We start from the raw sequence: 21,499 nt of genomic DNA on the forward strand, positions 1-21,499 counted from the left end.
CTCCACCCCAATCCTCACCAAGCCAGCCGATACTTCACCCCCATGGCCTGCGCCAGTTGCCGCTGCCGCCGCTCCACCGCTTCGCCGAACAGATCGACGTCCACGCCGCGCAGCCGCAATTCGAGGACATCGCCCTCCATCTCCAGCCGCGACGCCAGCAGCGGTCCTTCGACACCGCCCGACAGCCGCTGCCCCAAGCGGATCGCCAGCCCCCAGAGCATCGCCTGTTTCAGCGCCTCGGGCGGGGCCAGCCGCTCGATGCCGGGTGGTGTAGACACCCCGCCGCCGAAATTGCTGTGCAGGGCCTGCGCCAGCATCGCGCGCTCAGACGCGGCAATACCCACCCAGTTGCTGTGGAGCGCGATCTCGACGCCGCGTTCCGACCGGAAATCGGGATTGGCCCGCCAGCCCACATCGGCCAGCAGGCAGGCCGCACGGCGGATGCGCCGCCAGGCGCTGCCATCCTCCATGAACAGGGGAGAAATCCAGCGCTCGATCATGTCGCCATGGCCGGAAAAGCGCGCCTGCGCCTCCCCCTCGGCCTCGGCGGCGACCAGCAGCGGGTCGTGCCTCTGGATATCGGGCGGCAAATCTCCGAACAACAGCCCTTCGCGCAGACCATAGGCCGACACCACCAGCCTGCTCGATTTCAACTGCCGCACGATGACGGAAAGCATCGCGGCAGCGTCGGGCAAGGTCGGCACGCGCGATCCGGTGATCTGGGGAATATCCTTGAACCGCGCCTTGTCGACATGGGAAATGATGCGGCTAAGCTGTCCGGCACGCTCGGCGGGCATCTCATATTGATGCACGACCGGAAGCGGGAAATGGGTCAGTTCCATGTCGAACCGCGCCAGCGCGCGCCATGACCCGCCGACCATGTAGAAGGGCAGGCCCGGCTCCGCCTGCCAGCCGGCCTTGTCCAGCATCTTCCTGACCTGCCGCTCCAGCGCCGCCGAGCCCTTCGCCCGGATCTGCGGCAGGCGCAGCACCCCCAGCGGCAGGGAAATCGTCTCATGCACCGCCCCGTCGCGCACACGGGCCAGTTCCAGACTGCCGCCGCCCAAATCGCCAACGATGCCGTTCGCGCCGGGAATCCCCGACAGTACGCCATGGCCCGCCGCCACAGCTTCCTGTCCGCCGGAAAGCAGATCGACGGTCAGCCCCATGGCGGCGGCGCGCTCGATGAATTCGCCACCATTGTCCGCGTCGCGCACGGCGGCGGTAGCGACGCAGCGCACCTCCTCCACATCCATTTCGCGACAGAGATGGGCGAAGCGCCCTACGGCGCGCAGCCCGCGTTCCATCGCGTCCTGCTCGATCTGTCCTGTCTTCCCCAGCGACGCGCCCAGCCCCGCCATCACCTTTTCATTGAAAAGGATGAAGGGAATGCGGCGCGGCCCGTCATAGACGACCAGACGCACGCTGTTGGAGCCGATATCGATGATCGCCGTCCGCGCCCGCGCATGTTCGGGCGAGGTGGCCATCGTTTCCGCGATGGCCCGGACCTGACTCAGCATGGAATTCATGAGGTTCAGGCCCGTCCGCGCAAACGCAGGGTTGGAATCGCTTCGCTATCCAACGCCGCGCCCCGGCCCGACAACGAGGGGTTGGTCATGAAATAGCGGTGCAGGTTGAACGGCCGGTCGGTCGCCTCCACGCGATGATATTGGCCCTCGCTGTCCAATACCCAGCTCTGTTCGGTGTCGATGAGATTGGCGACCATGACCTGATCCAATATCTGATCGTGGACGGTCGGATTCTCGACCGGCGCCAGAAACTCCACGCGCCGATCGAAATTGCGCGGCATCCAGTCCGCCGAGCTGATATAGACCTTCGCGCCGTTATTGGGCAGCGTCTTGCCATTGCCGAACACGGTGATGCGGCTGTGCTCCAGGAAACGGCCGACGACCGATTTCACCCGGATATTTTCCGACATGCCGGGAACGCCCGGCCGCAGGCAGCAGATGCCGCGCACGATCAGGTCGATCTGCACCCCGGCATTGCTGGCGGCATAGAGCTTTTCCATGATCGCCGGATCGACCAGCGAGTTCATCTTCGCCCAGATCGTGCCCGGCCGCCCAGCGCGGACATGCTCGATCTCCATGTCGATCAACTCGCACAGCCTGTTGCGCAGGTCGCGCGGGCTCATGACCAGCTTCTCCAACCGCTGCGGCTCGACATAGCCGGTGATGTAGTTGAACAGTGCCGCCGCATCCCGGCCATAGGAGGGGTCGGCGGTAAAGAAGCTCAGATCGGTATAGATGCGCGCGGTGATGGGGTGATAATTGCCCGTGCCGAAATGGCAGTAGGTGCGGAACGCCTCCCCTTCCCGCCGGACGACCATCGACACCTTGGCATGGGTCTTCCAGTCGATGAAGCCATAGACCACCTGCACGCCCGCGCGTTCCAGCGCATCGGCCCACATCAGGTTCTGCTCCTCGTCGAAGCGGGCCTTGAGTTCGACCACGGCGGTCACGGACTTGCCCGCCTCCGCCGCGTCGATCAGCGCGCGGATGATCGCGGACTGCTTGCCCGCGCGATAGAGCGTCTGCTTGATCGCCACCACATCGGGGTCGGACGCCGCCTGTTTCAGGAAGGACACCACCACGTCGAAGGCTTCATAGGGATGGTGGACGACAATGTCCTTCGCCCGGATCGCGGCAAAACAATCCCCCCCATATTCGCGGATGCGCTCGGGGAAGCGGGGGGCGTAAGGCTCGAACTTCAGGTCGGGCCGATCCTCCTCCACGATCCCGCTGAGGTCGCCGATGCCGACAAAACCCTCGACCTCGGCAATGATCGCCTCATGGCCCTGGAGCATGTCCTGCAACATCTCCTCGACCGGCTCGGGAATGCGCTCCTCTATCTCCATGCGAATCACGCGGCCGCGGCGGCGACGCTTGATGGCGCTGCGGAAATAGCGGACCAGATCCTCCGCCTCTTCTTCGATTTCGATATCGCTGTCGCGGATGATGCGGAACACGCCGCTGTTGCGCACCCGGTATCCGGGGAAGAGATCGGCGGAAAAGCGCCGGATCACTGCCTCCAGCGCCATATAGCGTGCGATTTCCCCCGGCATCCGCACGAAACGGGCCAGCGAGGACGGGATCATCACCAGCTCGCGAATCGACGCCTTGTCCGACAGCCGCTCCAGATCGAAGACGATCGACAGCCCCTGATTGGGAATGAAGGGGAAGGGATGCGCAGGGTCCAGCGCCTGGGGCGTCAGGATCGGGAAGATCTGATTGAGGAAATGCTCGCGCAGCCAGTTTTCGTCAGGGGCATCCAGCGCGCTCGACGGGCCGATCACCTCGATCCCGACCTTCGCCAGTTCGCCGTGCAGCGCCCCCCATACCTTTTGCTGCGCGCCCATCAGCCGCGCCGTTTCCTCGGTAATGGCGGCCAGCTGCTGCACCGGGGTCAGCCCGTCGGCCGAGCGCAGGTCGACATCCTGCAACTGCTGCCCTTTCAGGCCCGCCACGCGTACGGAGAAAAATTCGTCGAGATTCGCGCCCGAAATCGACAGGAAGCGCAGCCGTTCCAGCAACGGATGGGCGCGGTTCATCGCCTCTTCCAATACGCGTTGATTGAACGCCAGCCAGGACAGCTCCCGGTTGAAATAGCGGTCGCCAGGCAGGGTCAGGCTGGAAGAGGGGTCAGCTTCGGCCACGTCTCTCTCATGGGTCAGACTGAAGGTCAGTCAGGGGACTATAGGCAAAAATCCGGCACCTTGCAGGGCCTCTTTCGCCATAGCGACAGAAATCTTACGTCCAGATGACAGGGCAGCTTCGTCCAGCAGCCGCGTCACCGCCGCGATCACCGTATAGCTGCGCTCGATCCGGCGCAGAAGCCAGTCGGGCAGGTCGGCGGCATAATTCGCCCCCGCCGAAGCGAGCGGCCGTTCGATCAGCGCATGGGCCAGCGCCTCATCCGGCTCCTCGATCGCGACATGCGGCGCGGCGGCAAGGCGGGACCGCAGGTCGGGCAAGGCGACCTGCCATTTTTCGGGCGATGCCGCACCGATCAGCAACAGGGGATGCCGCGCCGTCTGCGCTTCATTCCACGCGTTGAACAGCATCTGCTCATCCTGCCCCTGCGCATCGTCGATCACCGTCCCGCCGCTCATCGCGACAAAATGGCGGCCCAGCGTCGAACGCCCGGACAGAGGCGGCCCGCTGAGCACGCTGATCGCCAGCGGCCAGTTCTGCCAGTTTTCCAGATGGCGAACGGCGATGCGATTGGCGTCGCTGACCAGGAAGGCGTCACCCGTCCCCTGGCCCGGCCGGTCGAACGGCAGGCTGATCTGTCTCATTGCGCCGGTGCGGCCCCCGTCGCGGCAGCGGCCTGCCGCCTGATACGCAGCGTGTTGCCCGACACCGCCACGCCATAGCCCCGCGACTGGAGCGCCGCCTTCAGCGCATCGATCGTGCCGTCGAAGCTCACCTGCATGACAGAGGTGCCGCCCAGCGCCAGACTGCTGGTCGCTGCCGAGCGCACACCGGGAATTGAGCGCAACGCGGCTTCGCCCTGCGTCACCGAGCCGACATCGGGCGTGTCGAACTGGATCGCGAAGCTGCCTGTGGTCGCGGCGGGCGTGGGAGCATTCAGCTCTTCGACCGGCTGCTCCGACCCATTCTCGATATCCAGCGCGTCAGGATTGACCGGCTCCTCGATGATCAGCGACGGGTCCGGCCGCAGACGGCCATCGTTCAGCGCCTGGGTGTAGAGCTGATCGATCCGCTGGGCCGCCTGATCCAGCATCTGCGGAATCGCGCTCTCATTGGAGGCACGGAGCGAGAAGCTGCCGATCAGGCTGTCATCCGGGCCATAGCGCGCGGTGAAGGTGCCGGTCACGGGACCGCCGGGATATTGGCGGTCAAGCCGGGCGATGGGAATCACCACGTCCGCCGCACCGTATTGGTCGAGCAGGACCCGCCACCACAGCCGCCCGCGCCGCCCGGTCTGCCCGGCATTCAGCAGGACTGGATCGGCAATCGACCCGGCCACGCGCACATAGTCGATGGCGCTGTCGCCGGTGCGGAAACGCGCCCACGCCTTTTGCCATTCATTGATGCGCTCATAGGAAACCGCAGAGCCGCCGTCCCACATCACCGGGATCACCAGCAAGGGCGGCGAATGCACGACATTGCTGCCGGTCACGCCCAGCAGTTGCCCGGTGCGCGCGCGGTCGAACATGATGCCCAGCGTCGCGACATAGCGCGTGGGACCGGACTGCTCATATTCGATCTCAATGCCGGAGATCATGCCTTCCAACTGCGAATCGGACAGGCCCGGCGCGCCGGCGCCGTCATGGGTCCGCGCCCACAGCATCTGCCACGCCCGGCGCTGCGCCAGCCGCCATCCGGCCTGGCGCGCGCTCGCCGCATCCTTGGCGAAGACATCGACCTTGACGTGGCTCACCTGAAAATCGCCGCCGCTGGCGATGGGGGGCACGCCGCGTTCCCCCTCCATCTGCGCGAACAGCGCGGCTGCGGCGAGACCGAGCGCGATCGCGCCCAGAATCTGGAGCGGTCGCGCCAGCACTCGAAAATGCGCGCGAATCAGGTTCAGAGGCCGAAAGGAAAGGCCGCGAAGGACAATAGGCAGGCTCACGCGCGTCCTTTTGGCGGGATTTGGCCCCTCTGCCAAGCGGCAACCCATTTCCCGTTCCGTTTTCCTTCCTATTGTTCTAGGGCGCTGGGCCATGAGCGACACCGAATCCTATAGCTACGCCAAGGCTGGCGTCGACATCGCCGCAGGCAATGCGCTGGTCCGCGCCATCGCCCCGCTTGCCAAGGCCACCCGCCGCCCCGGCGCCGATGCCGAACTGGGCGGCTTTGGCGGCTTCTTCGACCTGAAGGCCGCCGGCTATGACGACCCGCTGCTGGTCGCGGCCAATGACGGCGTCGGCACCAAACTGAAGCTGGCCATCGACCACAACGCCCATGATGGCGTGGGCATCGATCTGGTCGCCATGTGCGCCAACGACCTGATCGTGCAGGGCGCCGAGCCGCTGTTCTTCCTCGACTATTACGCCACCGGCAAGCTGGAGAGCGGCGTTGCCGAACGCGTGATCGCGGGCATTGCGGAAGGCTGCAAGCAGGCCGGCTGCGCCCTGATCGGCGGCGAAACCGCCGAAATGCCGGGCATGTACGGGCCGGGCGACTATGACCTTGCCGGTTTCTGCGTCGGCGCGGTGGAACGCAGCAAGGCGCTGACCGGAAACAAGGTGAAGGCGGGCGACGTGCTGATCGGCCTCACCTCCTCGGGCGTGCATTCGAACGGCTTCTCGCTGGTTCGCCGCCTCGCCGCCGACAAGGGCTGGAAGCTCGACCGTCCGGCGATCTTCGACAATGAAGTGCTGCTGATCGACGCGCTGATGGCGCCGACGCGCATCTATGTGAAGTCGCTGCTGCCGCTGGTGCGCGATGGCAAGATCAACGCGCTCGCCCACATCACCGGCGGCGGCCTGCTGGAAAACATCCCACGCGTCCTGCCCGAAGGCTGCCATGCCACGGTCGATGCGGATGGTTGGGAGCAGCCCCGGCTGATGGCCTTCCTCCAGGCGCAGGGTCATATCGAACCGGAGGAAATGGCCCGCACCTTCAACTGCGGTGTCGGCATGGTGCTAGCGGTGGATGCGGACGTTGCCGATGCCGTGACCGCCGAACTGGAAGCCGCAGGCGAAACGGTGGTCCGCGTAGGGACGATCGAAGCGGGCGAAAAGGGCTGCACGGTCAAGGGAAGCCAGGGCACATGGAGCGCCAAGGCCGACTGGACCGCCACGCATCTGGGCTGATCCGATGCAAAAGGCCCCAATGCAAAAAGCCAAGGTCGGGGTTCTGATTTCCGGGCGCGGCTCGAACATGGCGGCGTTGCTTTACGCCGCCAAGCACCCGTCCTGCCCCTATGAAATCGTGCTGGTCGCCGCCAACGACCCGGAAGCCTCCGGGCTGGCGCTGGCCGCCGCCGAGGGCATAGCGACCTTCGCGCAAAGCCATAAAGGCATGAAGCGCGCCGAGTTCGACCGGATCATCGATGCTGAGTTGCGCAAGGCAGGCGCCGAATATGTCGCGCTGGCCGGTTATATGCGCCTGCTCTCACCGGAGTTCGTCGCGGGGTGGGAAAGCCGGATGCTCAACATCCACCCCAGCCTGCTGCCCAAATATAAGGGCCTCGACACCCATCAGCGGGCCATCGACGCGGGCGATTCCCATGCGGGCTGCTCGGTCCACATCGTCACCGCCGAACTGGATGACGGCCCCGTCCTCGGCCAGACCGAAGTCGCGATCCTGCCCGGCGACACCGCCGACAGCCTCGCCGCGCGCATCCTGATGGCGGAACATCAACTCTATTCCCGCACCCTCGCGGATTTCGTCACCCGCGAACGCCAGCCCGAATGGCTGCTGAACAAGGTCCGCGAACGCGCCTTCGCCCTGCCGCAGGTCGATGAGGTGACATCGCACGGCATGCCCTGCTTCGGCATCGAGAAGGGCAAGAAATTCGCCTATTTCACGCAGGATCATCATGGCGACGGCATCATCGCCATCCTCGTCAAGACGACCGCCCCCGAAGAACAGGCGATGCTGATCGAAAGCGATCCGGTCCGCTATTACCGCCCCGCCTATTTCGGGGACGGATGGGTCGGCATCCGCGTCGACCTGGGCGATACGGATTGGGATCATATCGGCGACCGCCTGAGCAAAAGCTGGCGCACGGTCGCACCGCGCAAGCTCAGCACCTTGATGGACGCCGCCGATGAATTTTGACGGGTGCGGGCAATCCGTGCCTTTCCTTTGCGACGGCCCGACCCCACTATAGGCAGCGATGACCGACACCCCCCCTCCCCCGCCCGCCATAGAGATCACCAACCTCACCAAGGTCTACAAGGGCGGCAAACGCGCGCTCGACAATATCAACCTGTCGATCCCGCGCGGCCAGATTTACGGCCTGCTCGGCCCCAATGGCGCGGGCAAGTCGACGACGATCAACATCCTCGCCGGCCTCGTCAACAAGACCAGCGGCACGGCAAGGATCTGGGGCTTCGACATCGACCAGAATCCCCGCAACGCCAAAAACAGCATCGGCATCGTGCCGCAGGAAATCGTCTTCGATCCCTTCTTCACCCCCTTCGAAACGCTGGAGAATCAGGCCGGCTATTATGGCGTGCCGAAGGAACGCCGCCGCTCGATGGAATTGCTGCGCGCCGTGCATCTGGAGGACAAGGCCAATGCCTATGCCCGGACGCTCTCGGGCGGCATGAAGCGCCGCCTGCTGGTGGCCAAGGCGATGGTCCACAGCCCGCCAATCCTGGTGTTGGATGAACCCACCGCCGGGGTCGACGTGCAGCTTCGCCAGCAGCTATGGGCCTATGTCCGCGAACTCAACCGCCGGGGCGTCACCATCGTGTTGACGACCCACTATCTGGAAGAGGCCGAGGAGTTGTGCGACCGCATCGGCATCATCAACCATGGCAGGGTCATCACCGACAAACCGACCCGCGAACTGATCGCCATGGCGCAGGAAAAGGTGGTTCAGGTGACCGTCGACCGCGACATCGTCACGCCGCCCGCCGACCCCAGCTTCGAGAAGATCGAACTGTCGGACGAACGCACGCTCACCATCACCTATATGAAGAACCGGGCCAATGCCGGACAGGTGCTCTCCGCCGTTCAGGCGAGCGGCCTCTCCATCGTCGATGTCGTGACCCGCGACCCGGATCTGGAGGATGTGTTCCTCAATCTGACGGCGGCGGCGTGAGGGAAGAGCCTGGCACTCCCCCTCCCGCAGGCGGGAGGGGGCCGGGGGGTGGGCAGGCGCGACAGTTCAAAAGCAGAAACACCTCTCGCGCAAAGTCCCTAAGAAACGAATCTTCCCCGCCAGAACGCCTCCTCTGGCAGCATCTCCGCAATCGCCAGCTCAACGGCCATAAATTCAGCCGCCAAATGCCGATCGGCCCCTATTTCGCCGATTTCCTCTGCCGCGAAGCCAAGCTGATCGTCGAACTCGACGGCACGAGCCACGACAACAGAGCTGAATATGATGCCCAGCGGGACGCTTATTGCCGCCAACGGGGCTTTACCGTCTTGCGCTTTCAGAATGCCGACGTGATAGGGAATCCCGAAGGCGTGTTGTCGCGCATTGCGGCCACGCTGGCGCATTTGCCCACCCCCAACCCCTCCCGCCTGCGGGAGGGGAGCGAGTAAGTCCATGTCCACCATCACCCATGACGTCGTCATCATCGGCTCTGGCGCAGCGGGGCTGACAGCCGCCATCAACCTCGCGCAGGATCGCAAGGTCGTGGTTCTCGCCAAGGGCGCGCTCGACGGCGGCTCCACCAACTGGGCGCAGGGCGGCATTGCCGCCGTACTCGACGCAGGTGACAGTTTCGAGGCACATGTCGACGACACCATGGTCGCGGGCGCGGGCCTCAACGATCGCAGCACGGTGGAATTCGTCGTATCCGAAGCCCCTGCCGCGATCGAGCGGCTGGCGGCACTGGGCGTCCCCTTCAATCCTAATGAAGAGGGGGACGGCGAGGAATTCGGCGAACGCTGGCACCTGACGCGCGAGGGCGGGCACAGCCATCGCCGCATCGTCCATGTCGACGACGCCACCGGCCATGCGGTGCAGGTCGCGCTGCTGAAGGCGGCGCGGGCCAATCCCAACATCACCCTGCTGGAGGATATGGTCGCCATCGACCTGATCACCGGCCGCCATGGCGAGAAATATTCCGGCGAAGGCCATGTCTGGGGCGTCTACGCCTTCAACAAGAAGACCAAGCATGTCGACGCGATTCTGGGCCGCGCGACGATCCTGTGCACCGGCGGCGCGGGCCGCACCTATCTCTTCTCCACGGCCCCGCGCGGCGCGACCGGCGACGGCATCGCCATGGCCTGGCGCGCGGGCTGCCGCGTCTCCAACATGGAGATGAACCAGTTCCACCCGACCTGCCTCTATAATCTGGAGGTGAAGAACTTCCTCATCACCGAAGCGGTGCGCGGCGAAGGTGGTCATCTGAAGCTTCCCCCTGGCGTCCCCGGCGGCGGCGAGCGCTTCATGCCCCGATTCGACCCCCGCGCCGAACTGGCGCCGCGCGATATCGTCGCCCGCGCCATCGACCATGAGATCAAGCGCCTCGGCCTCGATTATGTCCATCTGGACATCAGTCACAAGCCGCCGGAATTCGTGCGCCAGCATTTCCCGACCATCTATGCGCGCCTGCTCGACCTCGACATCGACATCACCAAGGAACCGATTCCGGTGGTCCCGGCGCAGCACTACACCTGCGGCGGCGTCATCATCGATCTTGACGGCCGCACCGACCTGCCCGGCCTTTATGCGGCGGGCGAAGTCACCGAAAGCGGCCTGCACGGCGCCAATCGCCTGGCCTCCAACTCGCTGCTTGAATGCTTCGTCTTCGGCGAGGCGGCGGCCAGACATATCCGCGCCCATTGGGACGAACTGCCCCCGCCCCCGGCCATCCGCCCCTGGGACGAAAGCCGCGTCACCAACAGCGACGAGGAAGTCATCGTCCAGCATAACTGGAAGGAAATCCGCCGCTTCATGTGGGACTATGTCGGCATCGTCCGCACCACCAAGCGGCTGGAGCGCGCCCAGCACCGCGTCGCCCTGCTGGCGCAGGAGGTGGACGAATATTACGGCCATTTCCGCGTGACCCCGGACCTCATCGAACTGCGCAACCTGCTGGAGGTCGCGCGCCTCGTGGTCCGCTCTGCACTGCATCGGAAGGAAAGCCGGGGGCTGCACTATACGCTCGACTATCCCGACATGCTGCCGGAAGCCGTCGACACGGTGCTGGCGCCTTAAGGCCGATCGCCTCGAAAAAAGGTGGCGCAGCGGTCCATCGGCGCTGCGCCATCAGGGGAGGAGTGACGCGGAGAGAGGTGCGTCCATCTCTTGCTAGGCGGGAAACGGCCGTCCGCCTTTGACCGGCGTCAAATGGCTTTCAGAAAATTGCCGAGCGCCGCGTTAAAGCGCGCCGGCTGGTCGTCCATGACCATATGCCCGCTTGGCCCGATGGGCAGCAGCTTCACGTCCCGCTTGCCCGCATAGGCGGCACGGAAGGTACGGGTGATCGCATTGGCCTGCGCGGCGTCTGCGCCCACGGCATAGACCACCTCCATCGGAGCGGTCAGGCGCGGCAATTGCGGGCCCAGATCGACATTGGCGAGGTCCCGCAGCGCATTGGCGATAACATCGGGATCGCTCCCCTGCGCGCCCGGCATCTGCGCCAGCATGCCCGCCAGATAGCTGCGTCCCGCCTTGGTCCCGGTGAAATAATCGCCCAGCTGATCGGCCAGAAAACCCATACCGCTCGCCGTGCCGCCGACCATCGCCGCCCCTTCGGGCAACATGTCCACGACCATCAACCGACCCGCCAGCCCTTTGAGGCCCAGCATCATCGCCAGCGTCCCGCCCATGCTATGACCGACGATGGCCGGTCGAACCAGCCCCGCCGCGCCGATATAGCGGGCGATCTCATCAGCGACCGGCTCCACCAAGGGTCCGCTGGCATTGGCGTCCGCCGCCAGCCCGGCAAAACCCCGCACATGCACCAGATGCCAGCGATAGCCCGGAATCGCGCCGATCACGCCATTCCACAGCCCCGGCCCGCTGGCGAGACCGGCGATCAGCACCACGTCGCGCCCCATGCCCCGCGTGCTGACCACAATGCGGCGGGAGGCAAAGGGCGCCGCCCAGGCTTCCGGAGCCAAAGCGCCGCCTGCCAGCAACGCCGCCACCCCCTGCATCATCCTGCGTCGGTTCATCATGGTCTTCATGGTGATCCCTTTTGCAGCATGCTGCCTGAACCTCAACTGAGTTGAAGCAACCGCTGTTCAGGCTCCTTACATCCCATTTGTGGAATCGTTCGTCGCATGATTCTTGTCACCCGTCGGTCAACTGAACCCTAATGAACAAGGAGAGTGCGGGGATTTTGATGAAGATTTCGAATGGGGGGCGCAATCAGCGTCCGAATGGCGGCTCGGCTCGTCTTATCGTGTTGATGGCGGCGCTTTCGGCCTGCGTCAGCGCGCCGCAGCAACCCTATGCGCGCGCGACCCCGCCCCCAAGGCCGACGACGGCGACCTATCCGATCAAGCCGGTCGCCAATCCGCCCAAATCCTTCCAGTCACTGAATGTCGATCAGCGCGAAACGCCGCCGCCCGCGCTGGTGGCCGTGGTCCGCAATCTCGGCCAGAGCTTCCATGGCAAGGTCGGCATCGCCGTCCGCCGGGTGGGCAGCGACTGGACCGTCGCCTGGAATGGCAACAGCCTCTTTCCGCAGCAGAGCGTGTCGAAGCTCTGGGTGTCGATGACCTTCCTCGACGCGGTCGACCGGGGCAAGATCCGCCTCAGCGACAGCACCACCATCACGAAGAAGGACCTGACCCTCTTCCACCAGCCGAGCGCGGCGATGGTCGGCGCCAATGGCTGGACCACCACCTATTCCGACCTGATGCGCCGCGCCATGACGCAAAGCGACAATACCGCCAACGACACGCTGCTCCGCGCGGTCGGTGGGCCGGATGCGGTGCGCGGCTATCTGGCGCGACGCTATATCAAGGACATCCGCTTCGGTCCGGGCGAACGCCTGCTGCAATCGGCGACGGCGGGCCTCGACTGGCGGCAGGATTATTCGATCGGCCGCAATTTCTACGCCGCCCGGGCCAAGCTGCCCATGTCGGTGCGGGAAAAGGCGCTCGACAATTATCTCGCCAGCCCGCCGGACGGCGCCGCGCCCTCCTCCATCGTGGAGGCGCTGGCCAAGCTCAAGCAGAACGACATGCTGTCGCCCGCGTCGAGCCAACTCCTGATGTCGATCATGAGCGAGGCCAAGACCGGACCGCAGCGGATCAAGGGTGGCGTCCCGGCGGGATGGCACTATCTGCACAAGACCGGCACCGGGCAGGAACTTGGCGGGCGGTCGACCGGCTTCAACGACATCGGCATCATGACGGCCCCGGACGGCACCAGCTACGCAGTCGCGGTGATGATCGGCAGCACGACCGAGCCGATCCCGACACGGTGGCAGCTGATGCAGGCGGTGGCGAAGGCGGTCGCGGCGAACCACGAGGAACGGTAAGATTCCATTCGTCATTCCCGCGCAGGCGGGAATGACGAGGCTCAATCCAGATTCGGCCGCAACCAGCGCTCCGCCGTGTCCAGATCGACCCCGCGCCGCCCGGCATAATCTTCCAGCTGATCGCGACCCACCCGCGCCACGCCGAAATATTCGGCCTGCGGATGCCCGAAATAGAATCCGCTGACCGCCGCCGTCGGCAGCATCGCAAAGCTCTCCGTCAGCGTGATCCCGGTCGCATGATGCGCGTCCAGCATATCGAACAGCAGCGGCTTCAGGCTATGCTCCGGGCAAGCCGGATAGCCCGGCGCCGGGCGGATGCCGCGATATTGCTCCTTGATCAGCGCCTCGTTGGTGAGCTGCTCGCCTTCGGCATAGCCCCAGAGCGCGGTGCGGACATAATGGTGCAGCCGCTCGGCAAAGGCTTCCGCCAGACGGTCCGCCAATGCCTTCAGAAGAATGTCCGAATAGTCATCGATCGCATTTTTGAACCGCGCCAGATGCGGCTCGATGCCGTGGATCGACACCGCAAAGCCGCCCATCCAATCGCCGTCATGGCTGATGAAGTCGGCAAGGCACATATTCGCCCGGCCCTCACGCTTCGCGATCTGCTGGCGCAACATCGGCAGGGTGATGTGTTTTTCGTCCTCTACATGGACGATGATGTCGTCGCCCTCGCGGCGGCAAGGCCACAGACCGCACACGCCGCGCGCCGTCAGCCATTTCTCGTTGACGATGCGGTCGAGCATCTTCTGCGCGTCGTTGAACAGGCTGGTCGCGCTTTCCCCGACCACCTCGTCTTCGAGGATCGCGGGATAATTACCCGCCAGCTCCCAGGCGCGGAAAAATGGCGTCCAGTCGATATAGTTGCGCAGGTCCTTGAGGTCCCAGTCCGGGAAGCGATGCACGCCGGGCAGGCGCGGCTTGCCGGGCTTCAGGCTCTCATCGATCTCGAAGGCATTGTCGCGCGCTTCCTCGATGGACAGCAGCTTGCTCTGCCCCTTGCCCTCGCGGGCGGCACGGACATGGGCGTAATCATCCTTGGTCTTGGCGACGAAATCGTCCTTCTGCGTTTCCGACACCAGAGCCGTCGCCACGCCGACCGCCCGGCTTGCGTCCAGCACATGCACCACCGGGCCGTCATAGGCTGGATCGATGCGCAGCGCCGTATGCACCTTGGAGGTCGTCGCGCCGCCGATCAGCAGCGGCATGGTCATGTCGGCGCGCTGCATCTCGACCGCCACCGTCACCATCTCGTCCAGCGAGGGGGTGATGAGGCCCGACAGCCCGATCATATCGGCGTCATGATCGTTAGCCGCCTTGATGATGTCCTGCCAGGGCACCATCACGCCCATGTCGATCACCTCGAAGCCGTTGCACTGAAGCACGACGCCGACGATATTCTTGCCGATATCATGGACGTCGCCCTTGACCGTCGCCATGATGATCTTGCCCTTGCCCTTGGCGCCGGGTTCCTTTGCCGCTTCGATGAAGGGCAGCAGATGCGCCACCGCCTTCTTCATGACGCGCGCAGATTTGACGACCTGCGGCAGGAACATCTTGCCCGCGCCGAACAGGTCGCCGACCACGTTCATGCCGTCCATCAGCGGTCCTTCGATCACCTCGATCGGCTTGGCGGCGGCAAGGCGGGCTTCCTCGGTATCCTCGACCACATACATGTCGATGCCCTTGACCAGCGCATGCTCCAGCCGCTTGGCGACGGGCCAGCCGCGCCATTCCTGCGAGGCCTTTTCGGCGGCGGCATCCTTGCCCTTGAAGCTCTCGGCCAGCGCGACCAGCCGCTCTCCGGCTTCGGGATCGCTGTTCAGCAGCACATCCTCGCATGCCTTGCGCAGCGCGGGGTCGATGGCGTCATAGACGTCAAGCTGACCCGCATTGACGATCGCCATGTCCAGCCCCGCCGGAATGGCGTGGTAGAGGAACACCGAGTGCATCGCCCGCCGCACTGGCTCATTGCCGCGGAAAGAGAAGGAGAAGTTCGACAGCCCGCCCGAAATATGGACATGCGGGCAGCGCGCCTTGATCTCCCGGCAGGCCTCGATGAAGTCGACGCCGTAGTTGTTGTGCTCCTCGATCCCGGTCGCGACGGCGAAGATATTGGGGTCGAAGATGATGTCCTCGGGCGGGAAGCCGATGGTCATCAGCAGCTTATAGGCGCGCTCGCAAATCTCGACCTTGCGGGCCTTGGTGTCGGCCTGCCCGGTTTCGTCAAAGGCCATGACGACCACCGCCGCGCCATAGGCCATGCAGAGCCGGGCGTGATGCAGGAAAGCCTCTTCGCCCTCCTTCATGCTGATGGAATTGACGACCGGCTTGCCGCTGACACACTTCAGGCCCGCCTCGATCACTTCCCACTTCGAACTGTCGATCATCACCGGAACGCGGCTGATATCCGGTTCCGAGGTCATGAGCTTGAGGAAAGTCGTCATCGCCTCGACCGCGTCGAGCAGGCCCTCGTCCATGTTGACGTCCACGATCTGCGCGCCGTTCTCCACCTGATCGCGGGCGATGTCGATCGCGGCGGCATAGTCGCCCGCCATGATCAGCTTCTTGAACTTGGCCGAACCGGTGACGTTGGTGCGCTCACCGATGTTGACGAAAGTGGCGGTGGAGGTCTGGGTCATTTCAATTCTCACTCCCCTCCCGCAAGCGGGAGGGGTTGGGGGTGGGCCTTCTTGGGGCAGCGCCTAGACCGGCCCACCCCCTAGCCCCCTCCCGCCTGCGGGAGGGGGAACAATCTTACGCCGCGATATGCATCGGTTCGAGGCCAGCCAAGCGCGTCACCACCGGTAGTTCCGGTACGACGCGAGGCTTATGCCCCGCCAGCGCCTTCGCCACCGCACCGATATGCGCAGGCGTCGTGCCACAGCAGCCGCCGACCATATTGACCAGCCCCTCATCCACCCACTGGCGGATCAGCGAAGCCGTCGTTTCCGGCAACTCATCATATTGCCCCAATTCATTGGGCAACCCCGCATTGGGATAAGCCAGGATCAGCGTATCGGCATTCTTCGCCAGTTCGGAGAGATAGGGCCGCAGCAAATCCGCCCCGAAGGCGCAGTTCACCCCGATGGTGAGCGGCTTCAAATGCCGCAGCGAATACCAGAAGGCATTGATCGTATGCCCCGACAGGTTCCGCCCCGACATATCGGTGATGGTGAAGCTCAGCATCAACGGCACAGGCCGTCCCGCCGCCGCCTCGGCCTCGCGCGCGGCCATGCCCGCCGCCTTGGCGTTCAGCGTATCAAAGCAGGTCTCGACCAGCAAAAAGTCCACCCCACCCTCGATCAGCGCATCGCACTGCTCGCGATAGTCCGCCTTCAGCGTATCATAATCGACCTCGCGATAAGCCGGATCGTTGACGTCCGGAGAGATCGACAAAGTCTTGTTCGTCGGCCCGATCGACCCCGCCACGAAACGCGGCCGCCCATCCTTCGCCGTCGCCGCCTCGCACGCCTTGCGCGCGATCTGGGCAGCGGCGACGTTGATCTCCCGCACCAGATGCTCGCAGCCATAGTCGGCCATGGCGATCTTGGTGGACGAGAAGGTGTTCGTCTCGATCATGTCCGCCCCGGCATTGAGATAGGCGGTGTGAATGCCCTCGACGATATCCGGCCGCGTCAGGCAGAGCAGGTCATTATTGCCCTTCTGATCCTTCGCCAGATCGAGCGACCCGCGATAATCCGCCTCGGTCAGCCCATGTTTCTGGATCGACGTGCCGTAGCCGCCGTCGAAAATCATGATCTTTTCCGCCGCCACGGCGCGGAAGCGTTCCTCGGCGGTCATGCCGTCTTCTCCAATGTCGCCGGCCGCAGCCCGAGCAGATGACAGATCGCATAGCTCAGTTCCGCCCGGTTGAGCGTATAGAAATGAAAGTCGCGGACCCCGCCCGCATAAAGCTTGCGGCACAGCTCCGCCGCCAGCGTCGCGGACACGAGCTGCCGCGCGGCGGGCAGGTCGTCCAGCCCCTCGAACAGCTTGCCCATCCAGCCGGGCACATCGGTGTTGCACATGGCGGACATGCGCTGGACCGCCGCGAAATTGCTGACCGGCATGATGCCCGGAATGATGTCCGCGTCGATCCCCGCCGCCGCCACCGTATCGCGGAAACGGAAGAAGGTATCCGGCTCGAAGAAGAATTGCGTGATCGCCCGCGTCGCGCCCGCATCCAGCTTGCGCTTCAAATTGTCGATATCGCTCTGCGCGCTCAAGGCATCCGGATGGGTCTCGGGATAAGCCGCCACCGAAATCTCGAACGGATGGCGCTTGACCAGCCCCGCGACCAGCTCCGCCGCGCCCTTGTAGCCCTCAGGATGTGGCTCGAACTTCGCGCCCATTTCCGGCGGATCGCCCCGCAGCGCCACGATATGCCGCACGCCCGCTTCCCAATAGGCGTCGACCACCTCGTCAATCTCGGCCTTGCTAGCCGCCACGCAGGTCAGATGCGCCGCCGCCGACAGCGGCGTTTCCTTCGCGATCCGCGCCACCGTATTGTGCGTCCGCTCCCGCGTCGAACCGCCCGCACCATAGGTCACCGACACGAATTTCGGCGCCAGCGGCGTCAGCGTCTGGATCGCGGACCAGAGCTGCTCCTCCATCTTTTCCGTCTTGGGCGGGAAGAATTCGAAGCTCACATTCAGGTCGCCCGCCAGATCGGCATAGAGCGGCGCATCCAGCGCGCGCCGGGCCTCTTCGACGGAGGGGAAGGAAAGAGTCATGCGGAAAGTCGTCCTTCGATTGGCAAGACACGGGCGCCCCGACGACGCCCCAGCCATAATTGTACCGTCAGTTCCTGGCCGGGCAGCACCTCCACCCGCTCCAGTTCCAGGCCCGCATCCGCGAACCAGCTTTCGATCTGCTCGTCGGAAAAGCCCAGACGCGCATGCTGGTCGCGCAATCTGAGTTCCTCCCGTTCATGCGCCGCGAAATCCGCGATCAGCACCCGGCCTCCGGATGCCGTGACCCGCGCTGCTTCGGCGATGACCGCCTCCGGCGCCTGCGCATAGTGCAATACCTGATGCAGCACCACCGTGTCGACGCTGCCCGGCTCCAGCGGCAGCGCGGCGAAATCGCCCAGCACCAGCGCATATTTGTCCCCCGCATCATGGGGCAGCTTGGCGCGGGCCAGCCGCAGCATATCGGGACTGCGGTCCAGCGCCGTCACCTGATCCGCCGCCGGACCGAACAGTTCGATCATCCGCCCCGTGCCGGTGCCGATATCCAGCAGATGCCCGATCGGTTCCTGCCCAAGCAGAGCCGTCATCGCGCTTTCCACATCGCCTTCCGGCACATGGAGCGACCGGATCGCGTCCCACAGCTCGGCATGTTCGGCAAAATAGCTTTCCGCCGCCTGCGCTCGATCCGCACGCACCGCCGCCAACCGGGCAAGGTCGGCCTTCTGCCACAAATCCTCGCTCTCGGACGGCGCGAGCTGATCGAAAAGCGCCCAGAAAGGAGCGATTTCCGCCCTTTTGCCGAGCCGCAGGAAAACCCAGTTGCCTTCCTTGCGCCGCTCGACCAGACCGGCTTCGGCGAGGATACGGACATGACGCGACACGCGCGGCTGGCTCTGCCCAACGACCTGGGCGATCTCGCCCACGGCCAATTCCATCGCGCGCAGAAGATAGATGATGCGCAGCCGCGTCGGGTCGCCCAATGCCCGGAAAATGTCGAGTGCCACGCTCATGAAAGGATCATATAAAGAAATCTTTATATACGTCAATGGCCGTCCCGATCAGAGGCTCAATGGCCCTTCCGTCCCCGAATCACGGGCTTAACGCATGATTGGGATTGCCATGAGTCGCCCAAAGCATTACGAATCGCGGCGCAGACGCAATGGGGGGTGAACTTTTCTCCGAGAGTGGTCTGCACGTTTTTTATTCTCAGAGAGGGGTTAACCCATGACCAAGTCGATTGCTCTTTCGCTCGTTCTCGCCGCCTCGCTCGGTCTGGCTGCTTGCTCGGGCCATGCCGACAACGCTGCCAATGCTGCTGCGAACGCTGCTGACAACGCTTCGAATGCTGCCGACAACGCCATGAACGCCGCGATGAATGCTGCCAGCAACGCCACCAACGCTGCTTCGAACGCCACCAACGCTGCTTCGAACGCCGCTTCGAACGCGATGTAATTCCCGCCTCAAGGGAATGTCTGGAATGGGCCGCGCCGGCAACGGTGCGGCCTTTTTCTTATGCACACGACAAAAAGGAAGGGCCGCCCCAGCGGAGCGACCCTCACCCTTCTGCCATCCGGTGAAACCGCCGGATCAGCAATCCCGGTCGATCGCGCGACCGGCCAGCGCACCTACACCCGCGCCAATGATGGCGCCCGTGGTGCCGTCGCCCCGACGGCCATAACGGCCGCTGCCCTTGCCGACTTCATTGCCCAACAGGCCACCGGCGATCGCACCGATGATGGTGCCGCCCGTACCATTGCTCCGGCAGCGATAGCCGCCGCGATAACCCCGATAGCCACGATAATAGCCATCGCGATAATAGCCGCCGCCCCGGTAATAACCGTCGCGATAACCCCGATAGCCCCGGTCGCCGCGATAATAATCGCCGCGCTCATAATGACGGCCCCAGCCGCCGTCCGCCATGGCCGGCGTCGTGGTGACGGCAAAGGATGCAGCACCCATGGCCAGCGCCGCCCCCAGATTGATCAAGAATTTGGTCTTCATGGCGTTGCTCCTCACTATGCCATCGATCCCCGGCGCACCTTCCAAAGAGGGACTCGCCATCGATTGAAGCCCTTTTGCCCGATTCGCGTTGAGCCGAGCCTGAATGGCGATGACAGCCATTGTTCAGCAAAGCCGGCCATGTCGCCAACGAGCCATTATCGCGCTTTCGAGACCTGAATCCAACCGTCGAAAAGGCTGCAACGGGGCGGATATTGCCCTATGGCCAGGGACGATGCGCCGAATCCTGATCGTCCTGCTGCTCGCGATCCTGCTCCTGCCAGCGCCGCACAAGAACAAGCCTGAACTGTTCGCTCCCGGCCCTCTGCTGGTGTCGGCGCGAGCCCTTCCGCTCAGTTCCGTCGATCCGGGGCTGCGCCAGCTGGGCCGCCTCACTTATCTGGGCGGCTGGCAGCTCAGCAGCCCCCAGCACGGCTTTGGAGGCATCTCCTCGCTGCTGGCCGAACCGGACGGACAGATATTGGCGCTCAGCGATTCCGGCACGCTGATGGGCTTCCACATCGGCCCAGGCAGACCCGCGCGCCATCCTTTCATCGCGCCGCTGCCCATTCGCCCGCAGGACCGCGACAAGCCCTGGTGGGCATGGGATTCGGAAAGCCTGACCCATGATCCGGCGACGGACCGCTATTGGGTCGGCTTCGAACTGCAACAGAAAATATGCCGCTATGCCCCCGGTTTCGCGCGGGTGGAGGCCTGCCGCGTCTGGCCGGAGATCGAGGCATGGCCCGAAACCGGCTCGATCGAATCGCTCGCCCGCCTGCCCGATGGACGCTTTCTGGCGATCGCTGAAATGGGCATGACCGCCGACGGCAGCCATGACACGCTGCTCTTCTCCGACGATCCGGCAGAGACCAATACGCCCGCCCCCCTACACCTGCGCTACGTGCCGCCGCGCGGCTACCGCCCGACCGACGCGGTGGCGCTGGACGACCGGCATCTGCTGGTGCTGAATCGGCGGCTGACGGTGCAGGACCTGTTCACCGCGACGCTGGCGGTCATCGAACTGCCGGAAAGGCCCCGCCCCGGCGACCGGCTGAAGGCGCAGACCCTCATCCGGCTCGCCCCGCCGCTATTGGCTGATAATTTCGAAGGGCTGGCGCTCAGCCGGGAAGGCAACCGCCGGATCGTCTGGATCGCATCCGACGACAATCACGAATTTTTCCAGCGCACCCTGCTGCTGAAGTTCGCGCTGGATTAACGCCGATGCGGTGCATTTAATCATCTATGACAAATACGCAAAAAAGCGGCCCGTCACCGGACCGCTCCTGTGCGAACGAATCGAAAGCAATCAGGCTGCGACGGCAGCCTTCTTCTTCACGATATCACGCTTCAGGCGGCGAGCCTTCAGCGAGAGCTTGTCGTCGCTGGTCTTCAGCAGCCAGTTGTCCAGGCCACCATTATGCTCGACCGAACGCAGACCATGGGTCGACACGCGCAGCTTCACGGTCGTTTCCAGCGCTTCGGAGATCAGCGACACGTTCTGCAGGTTGGGCAGGAACACACGCTTGGTCTTGTTATTGGCGTGGGAAACATTGTGACCCACCTGGCGGCCCTTGCCGGTCAGCTCGCAAATGCGCGACATAGTCAATCAACCTTGTAATTCGGGTTCGTTCGGAAAGCGGCGCCGATAACGGGATTTCCTCCCGCCGTCAACCCGCCGAGAGCCATTCCGGGC

The 21,499-nt window shown here is 64.4% G+C and carries 19 protein-coding genes; 8 read left to right on the forward strand and 11 right to left on the reverse strand.

Translation table 11 applies throughout. The features are described from left to right. Nucleotides 1–14: 14 nt before the first annotated feature. Genes HUK73_RS10275 through HUK73_RS10290 form a run of 4 tightly spaced genes read right to left on the reverse strand, consistent with a single transcriptional unit; the run spans nucleotide 15 to nucleotide 5,616 of the window. Complete coding sequence (locus HUK73_RS10275; protein WP_176591814.1) at nucleotides 15–1,529, reverse strand: Ppx/GppA family phosphatase; 1,515 nt, start codon at nucleotides 1,527–1,529, stop codon at nucleotides 15–17. 5 nt (nucleotides 1,530–1,534) lie between these two features. Further along, on the reverse strand, nucleotides 1,535–3,673 hold the full coding sequence (locus HUK73_RS10280) for an RNA degradosome polyphosphate kinase (protein ID WP_176591815.1): 2,139 nt from the start codon (nucleotides 3,671–3,673) through the stop codon (nucleotides 1,535–1,537). 30 nt (nucleotides 3,674–3,703) lie between these two features. Next, entirely contained in the window at nucleotides 3,704–4,315 is a 612-nt protein-coding gene (locus HUK73_RS10285; RefSeq protein ID WP_176591816.1) for a chromosomal replication initiator DnaA, read from the reverse strand. Further along, complete coding sequence (locus HUK73_RS10290) at nucleotides 4,312–5,616, reverse strand: heavy-metal-associated domain-containing protein (RefSeq protein ID WP_369805472.1); 1,305 nt, start codon at nucleotides 5,614–5,616, stop codon at nucleotides 4,312–4,314. Before HUK73_RS10290 ends, HUK73_RS10285 begins: the two co-directional genes overlap by 4 nt. 91 nt (nucleotides 5,617–5,707) lie before the next feature. Here HUK73_RS10290 and purM point away from each other — a divergent pair, with 91 nt between their 5' ends. The 5 genes from purM to nadB are packed head-to-tail and all read left to right on the forward strand — an operon-like array spanning nucleotide 5,708 to nucleotide 10,833. Then, nucleotides 5,708–6,802: a phosphoribosylformylglycinamidine cyclo-ligase gene (purM, locus tag HUK73_RS10295; RefSeq protein ID WP_176591817.1), complete on the forward strand. Its 1,095-nt coding sequence runs from the start codon at nucleotides 5,708–5,710 to the stop codon at nucleotides 6,800–6,802. A gap of 19 nt (nucleotides 6,803–6,821) precedes the next feature. Beyond that, entirely contained in the window at nucleotides 6,822–7,772 is a 951-nt protein-coding gene (gene purN / locus HUK73_RS10300; RefSeq protein WP_176591818.1) for a phosphoribosylglycinamide formyltransferase, read from the forward strand. A gap of 58 nt (nucleotides 7,773–7,830) precedes the next feature. Further along, nucleotides 7,831–8,763: an ABC transporter ATP-binding protein gene (locus HUK73_RS10305; protein WP_176591819.1), complete on the forward strand. Its 933-nt coding sequence runs from the start codon at nucleotides 7,831–7,833 to the stop codon at nucleotides 8,761–8,763. Next, on the forward strand, nucleotides 8,760–9,209 hold the full coding sequence (locus HUK73_RS26735) for an endonuclease domain-containing protein (protein WP_369805473.1): 450 nt from the start codon (nucleotides 8,760–8,762) through the stop codon (nucleotides 9,207–9,209). The genes HUK73_RS10305 and HUK73_RS26735 overlap by 4 nt, the downstream gene beginning before the upstream one ends. Nucleotides 9,210–9,213: 4 nt before the next feature. Further along, on the forward strand, nucleotides 9,214–10,833 hold the full coding sequence (gene nadB, locus HUK73_RS10315) for an L-aspartate oxidase (RefSeq protein ID WP_176591820.1): 1,620 nt from the start codon (nucleotides 9,214–9,216) through the stop codon (nucleotides 10,831–10,833). Between the two features lie 128 nt (nucleotides 10,834–10,961). Here the strand turns inward: nadB and HUK73_RS10320 are convergent, their stop codons facing one another. Next, nucleotides 10,962–11,798, reverse strand: a complete 837-nt coding sequence (locus HUK73_RS10320; RefSeq protein WP_176592914.1) for an alpha/beta fold hydrolase — start codon at nucleotides 11,796–11,798, stop codon at nucleotides 10,962–10,964. Between the two features lie 167 nt (nucleotides 11,799–11,965). Here HUK73_RS10320 and HUK73_RS10325 point away from each other — a divergent pair, with 167 nt between their 5' ends. Next, nucleotides 11,966–13,111: a serine hydrolase gene (locus tag HUK73_RS10325; RefSeq protein WP_176592915.1), complete on the forward strand. Its 1,146-nt coding sequence runs from the start codon at nucleotides 11,966–11,968 to the stop codon at nucleotides 13,109–13,111. 41 nt (nucleotides 13,112–13,152) lie between these two features. Here the strand turns inward: HUK73_RS10325 and metH are convergent, their stop codons facing one another. The 4 genes from metH to HUK73_RS10345 all read right to left on the reverse strand — a co-directional run bounded on the left by metH (nucleotide 13,153) and on the right by HUK73_RS10345 (nucleotide 18,815). Beyond that, on the reverse strand, nucleotides 13,153–15,753 hold the full coding sequence (gene metH, locus HUK73_RS10330; protein WP_176591821.1) for a methionine synthase: 2,601 nt from the start codon (nucleotides 15,751–15,753) through the stop codon (nucleotides 13,153–13,155). A 115-nt stretch (nucleotides 15,754–15,868) separates the two neighbouring features. After that, the gene (locus HUK73_RS10335; protein WP_176591822.1) at nucleotides 15,869–16,915 is read right to left on the reverse strand and encodes a homocysteine S-methyltransferase family protein; all 1,047 of its coding nucleotides are present in this window, start codon (nucleotides 16,913–16,915) and stop codon (nucleotides 15,869–15,871) included. After that, nucleotides 16,912–17,847 (reverse strand): methylenetetrahydrofolate reductase, encoded by a 936-nt coding sequence (gene metF, locus HUK73_RS10340; protein ID WP_176591823.1) that lies wholly within the window; start codon nucleotides 17,845–17,847, stop codon nucleotides 16,912–16,914. The genes HUK73_RS10335 and metF overlap by 4 nt, the downstream gene beginning before the upstream one ends. Then, nucleotides 17,844–18,815, reverse strand: a complete 972-nt coding sequence (locus HUK73_RS10345) for a metalloregulator ArsR/SmtB family transcription factor (RefSeq protein WP_176591824.1) — start codon at nucleotides 18,813–18,815, stop codon at nucleotides 17,844–17,846. Before HUK73_RS10345 ends, metF begins: the two co-directional genes overlap by 4 nt. A gap of 214 nt (nucleotides 18,816–19,029) precedes the next feature. Between HUK73_RS10345 and HUK73_RS10350 the strand changes: the two genes are divergently transcribed. Continuing rightward, nucleotides 19,030–19,257, forward strand: a complete 228-nt coding sequence (locus tag HUK73_RS10350) for a circumsporozoite protein (RefSeq protein WP_176591825.1) — start codon at nucleotides 19,030–19,032, stop codon at nucleotides 19,255–19,257. Between the two features lie 135 nt (nucleotides 19,258–19,392). On the opposite strand, the gene HUK73_RS10355 is transcribed toward HUK73_RS10350, so the two are convergent. Further along, nucleotides 19,393–19,806 (reverse strand): glycine zipper 2TM domain-containing protein, encoded by a 414-nt coding sequence (locus HUK73_RS10355; RefSeq protein WP_176591826.1) that lies wholly within the window; start codon nucleotides 19,804–19,806, stop codon nucleotides 19,393–19,395. 232 nt (nucleotides 19,807–20,038) lie between these two features. On the opposite strand from HUK73_RS10355, the gene HUK73_RS10360 reads away from it, so the two are divergent. Then, the gene (locus HUK73_RS10360; protein ID WP_176591827.1) at nucleotides 20,039–21,022 is read left to right on the forward strand and encodes an esterase-like activity of phytase family protein; all 984 of its coding nucleotides are present in this window, start codon (nucleotides 20,039–20,041) and stop codon (nucleotides 21,020–21,022) included. A gap of 90 nt (nucleotides 21,023–21,112) precedes the next feature. Here HUK73_RS10360 and rpmB read toward each other — a convergent pair whose 3' ends face one another. Continuing rightward, the gene (gene rpmB, locus HUK73_RS10365; protein ID WP_133653601.1) at nucleotides 21,113–21,406 is read right to left on the reverse strand and encodes a 50S ribosomal protein L28; all 294 of its coding nucleotides are present in this window, start codon (nucleotides 21,404–21,406) and stop codon (nucleotides 21,113–21,115) included. Nucleotides 21,407–21,499 lie beyond the last annotated feature (93 nt).

The organism is Sphingobium sp. EM0848, assembly GCF_013375555.1.
In the GTDB taxonomy this organism is placed as follows: Bacteria; Pseudomonadota; Alphaproteobacteria; order Sphingomonadales; family Sphingomonadaceae; genus Sphingobium.

Excerpts from the sequence above, each read along its gene's own strand:
- HUK73_RS10275 (WP_176591814.1), bottom strand. The coding sequence starts at position 1,529 with ATGAATTCCATGCTGAGTCAGGTCCGGGCCATCGCGGAAACGATGGCC.
- HUK73_RS10285 (WP_176591816.1), bottom strand. The coding sequence starts at position 4,315 with ATGAGACAGATCAGCCTGCCGTTCGACCGGCCGGGCCAGGGGACGGGT.
- purM (WP_176591817.1), top strand. The coding sequence starts at position 5,708 with ATGAGCGACACCGAATCCTATAGCTACGCCAAGGCTGGCGTCGACATC.
- purN (WP_176591818.1), top strand. The coding sequence starts at position 6,822 with ATGCAAAAAGCCAAGGTCGGGGTTCTGATTTCCGGGCGCGGCTCGAAC.
- HUK73_RS10305 (WP_176591819.1), top strand. The coding sequence starts at position 7,831 with ATGACCGACACCCCCCCTCCCCCGCCCGCCATAGAGATCACCAACCTC.
- nadB (WP_176591820.1), top strand. The coding sequence starts at position 9,214 with ATGTCCACCATCACCCATGACGTCGTCATCATCGGCTCTGGCGCAGCG.
- HUK73_RS10320 (WP_176592914.1), bottom strand. The coding sequence starts at position 11,798 with ATGATGAACCGACGCAGGATGATGCAGGGGGTGGCGGCGTTGCTGGCA.
- HUK73_RS10325 (WP_176592915.1), top strand. The coding sequence starts at position 11,966 with ATGAAGATTTCGAATGGGGGGCGCAATCAGCGTCCGAATGGCGGCTCG.
- metH (WP_176591821.1), bottom strand. The coding sequence starts at position 15,753 with ATGACCCAGACCTCCACCGCCACTTTCGTCAACATCGGTGAGCGCACC.
- HUK73_RS10335 (WP_176591822.1), bottom strand. The coding sequence starts at position 16,915 with ATGACCGCCGAGGAACGCTTCCGCGCCGTGGCGGCGGAAAAGATCATG.
- metF (WP_176591823.1), bottom strand. The coding sequence starts at position 17,847 with ATGACTCTTTCCTTCCCCTCCGTCGAAGAGGCCCGGCGCGCGCTGGAT.
- HUK73_RS10345 (WP_176591824.1), bottom strand. The coding sequence starts at position 18,815 with ATGAGCGTGGCACTCGACATTTTCCGGGCATTGGGCGACCCGACGCGG.
- HUK73_RS10350 (WP_176591825.1), top strand. The coding sequence starts at position 19,030 with ATGACCAAGTCGATTGCTCTTTCGCTCGTTCTCGCCGCCTCGCTCGGT.
- HUK73_RS10355 (WP_176591826.1), bottom strand. The coding sequence starts at position 19,806 with ATGAAGACCAAATTCTTGATCAATCTGGGGGCGGCGCTGGCCATGGGT.
- HUK73_RS10360 (WP_176591827.1), top strand. The coding sequence starts at position 20,039 with ATGCGCCGAATCCTGATCGTCCTGCTGCTCGCGATCCTGCTCCTGCCA.
- rpmB (WP_133653601.1), bottom strand. The coding sequence starts at position 21,406 with ATGTCGCGCATTTGCGAGCTGACCGGCAAGGGCCGCCAGGTGGGTCAC.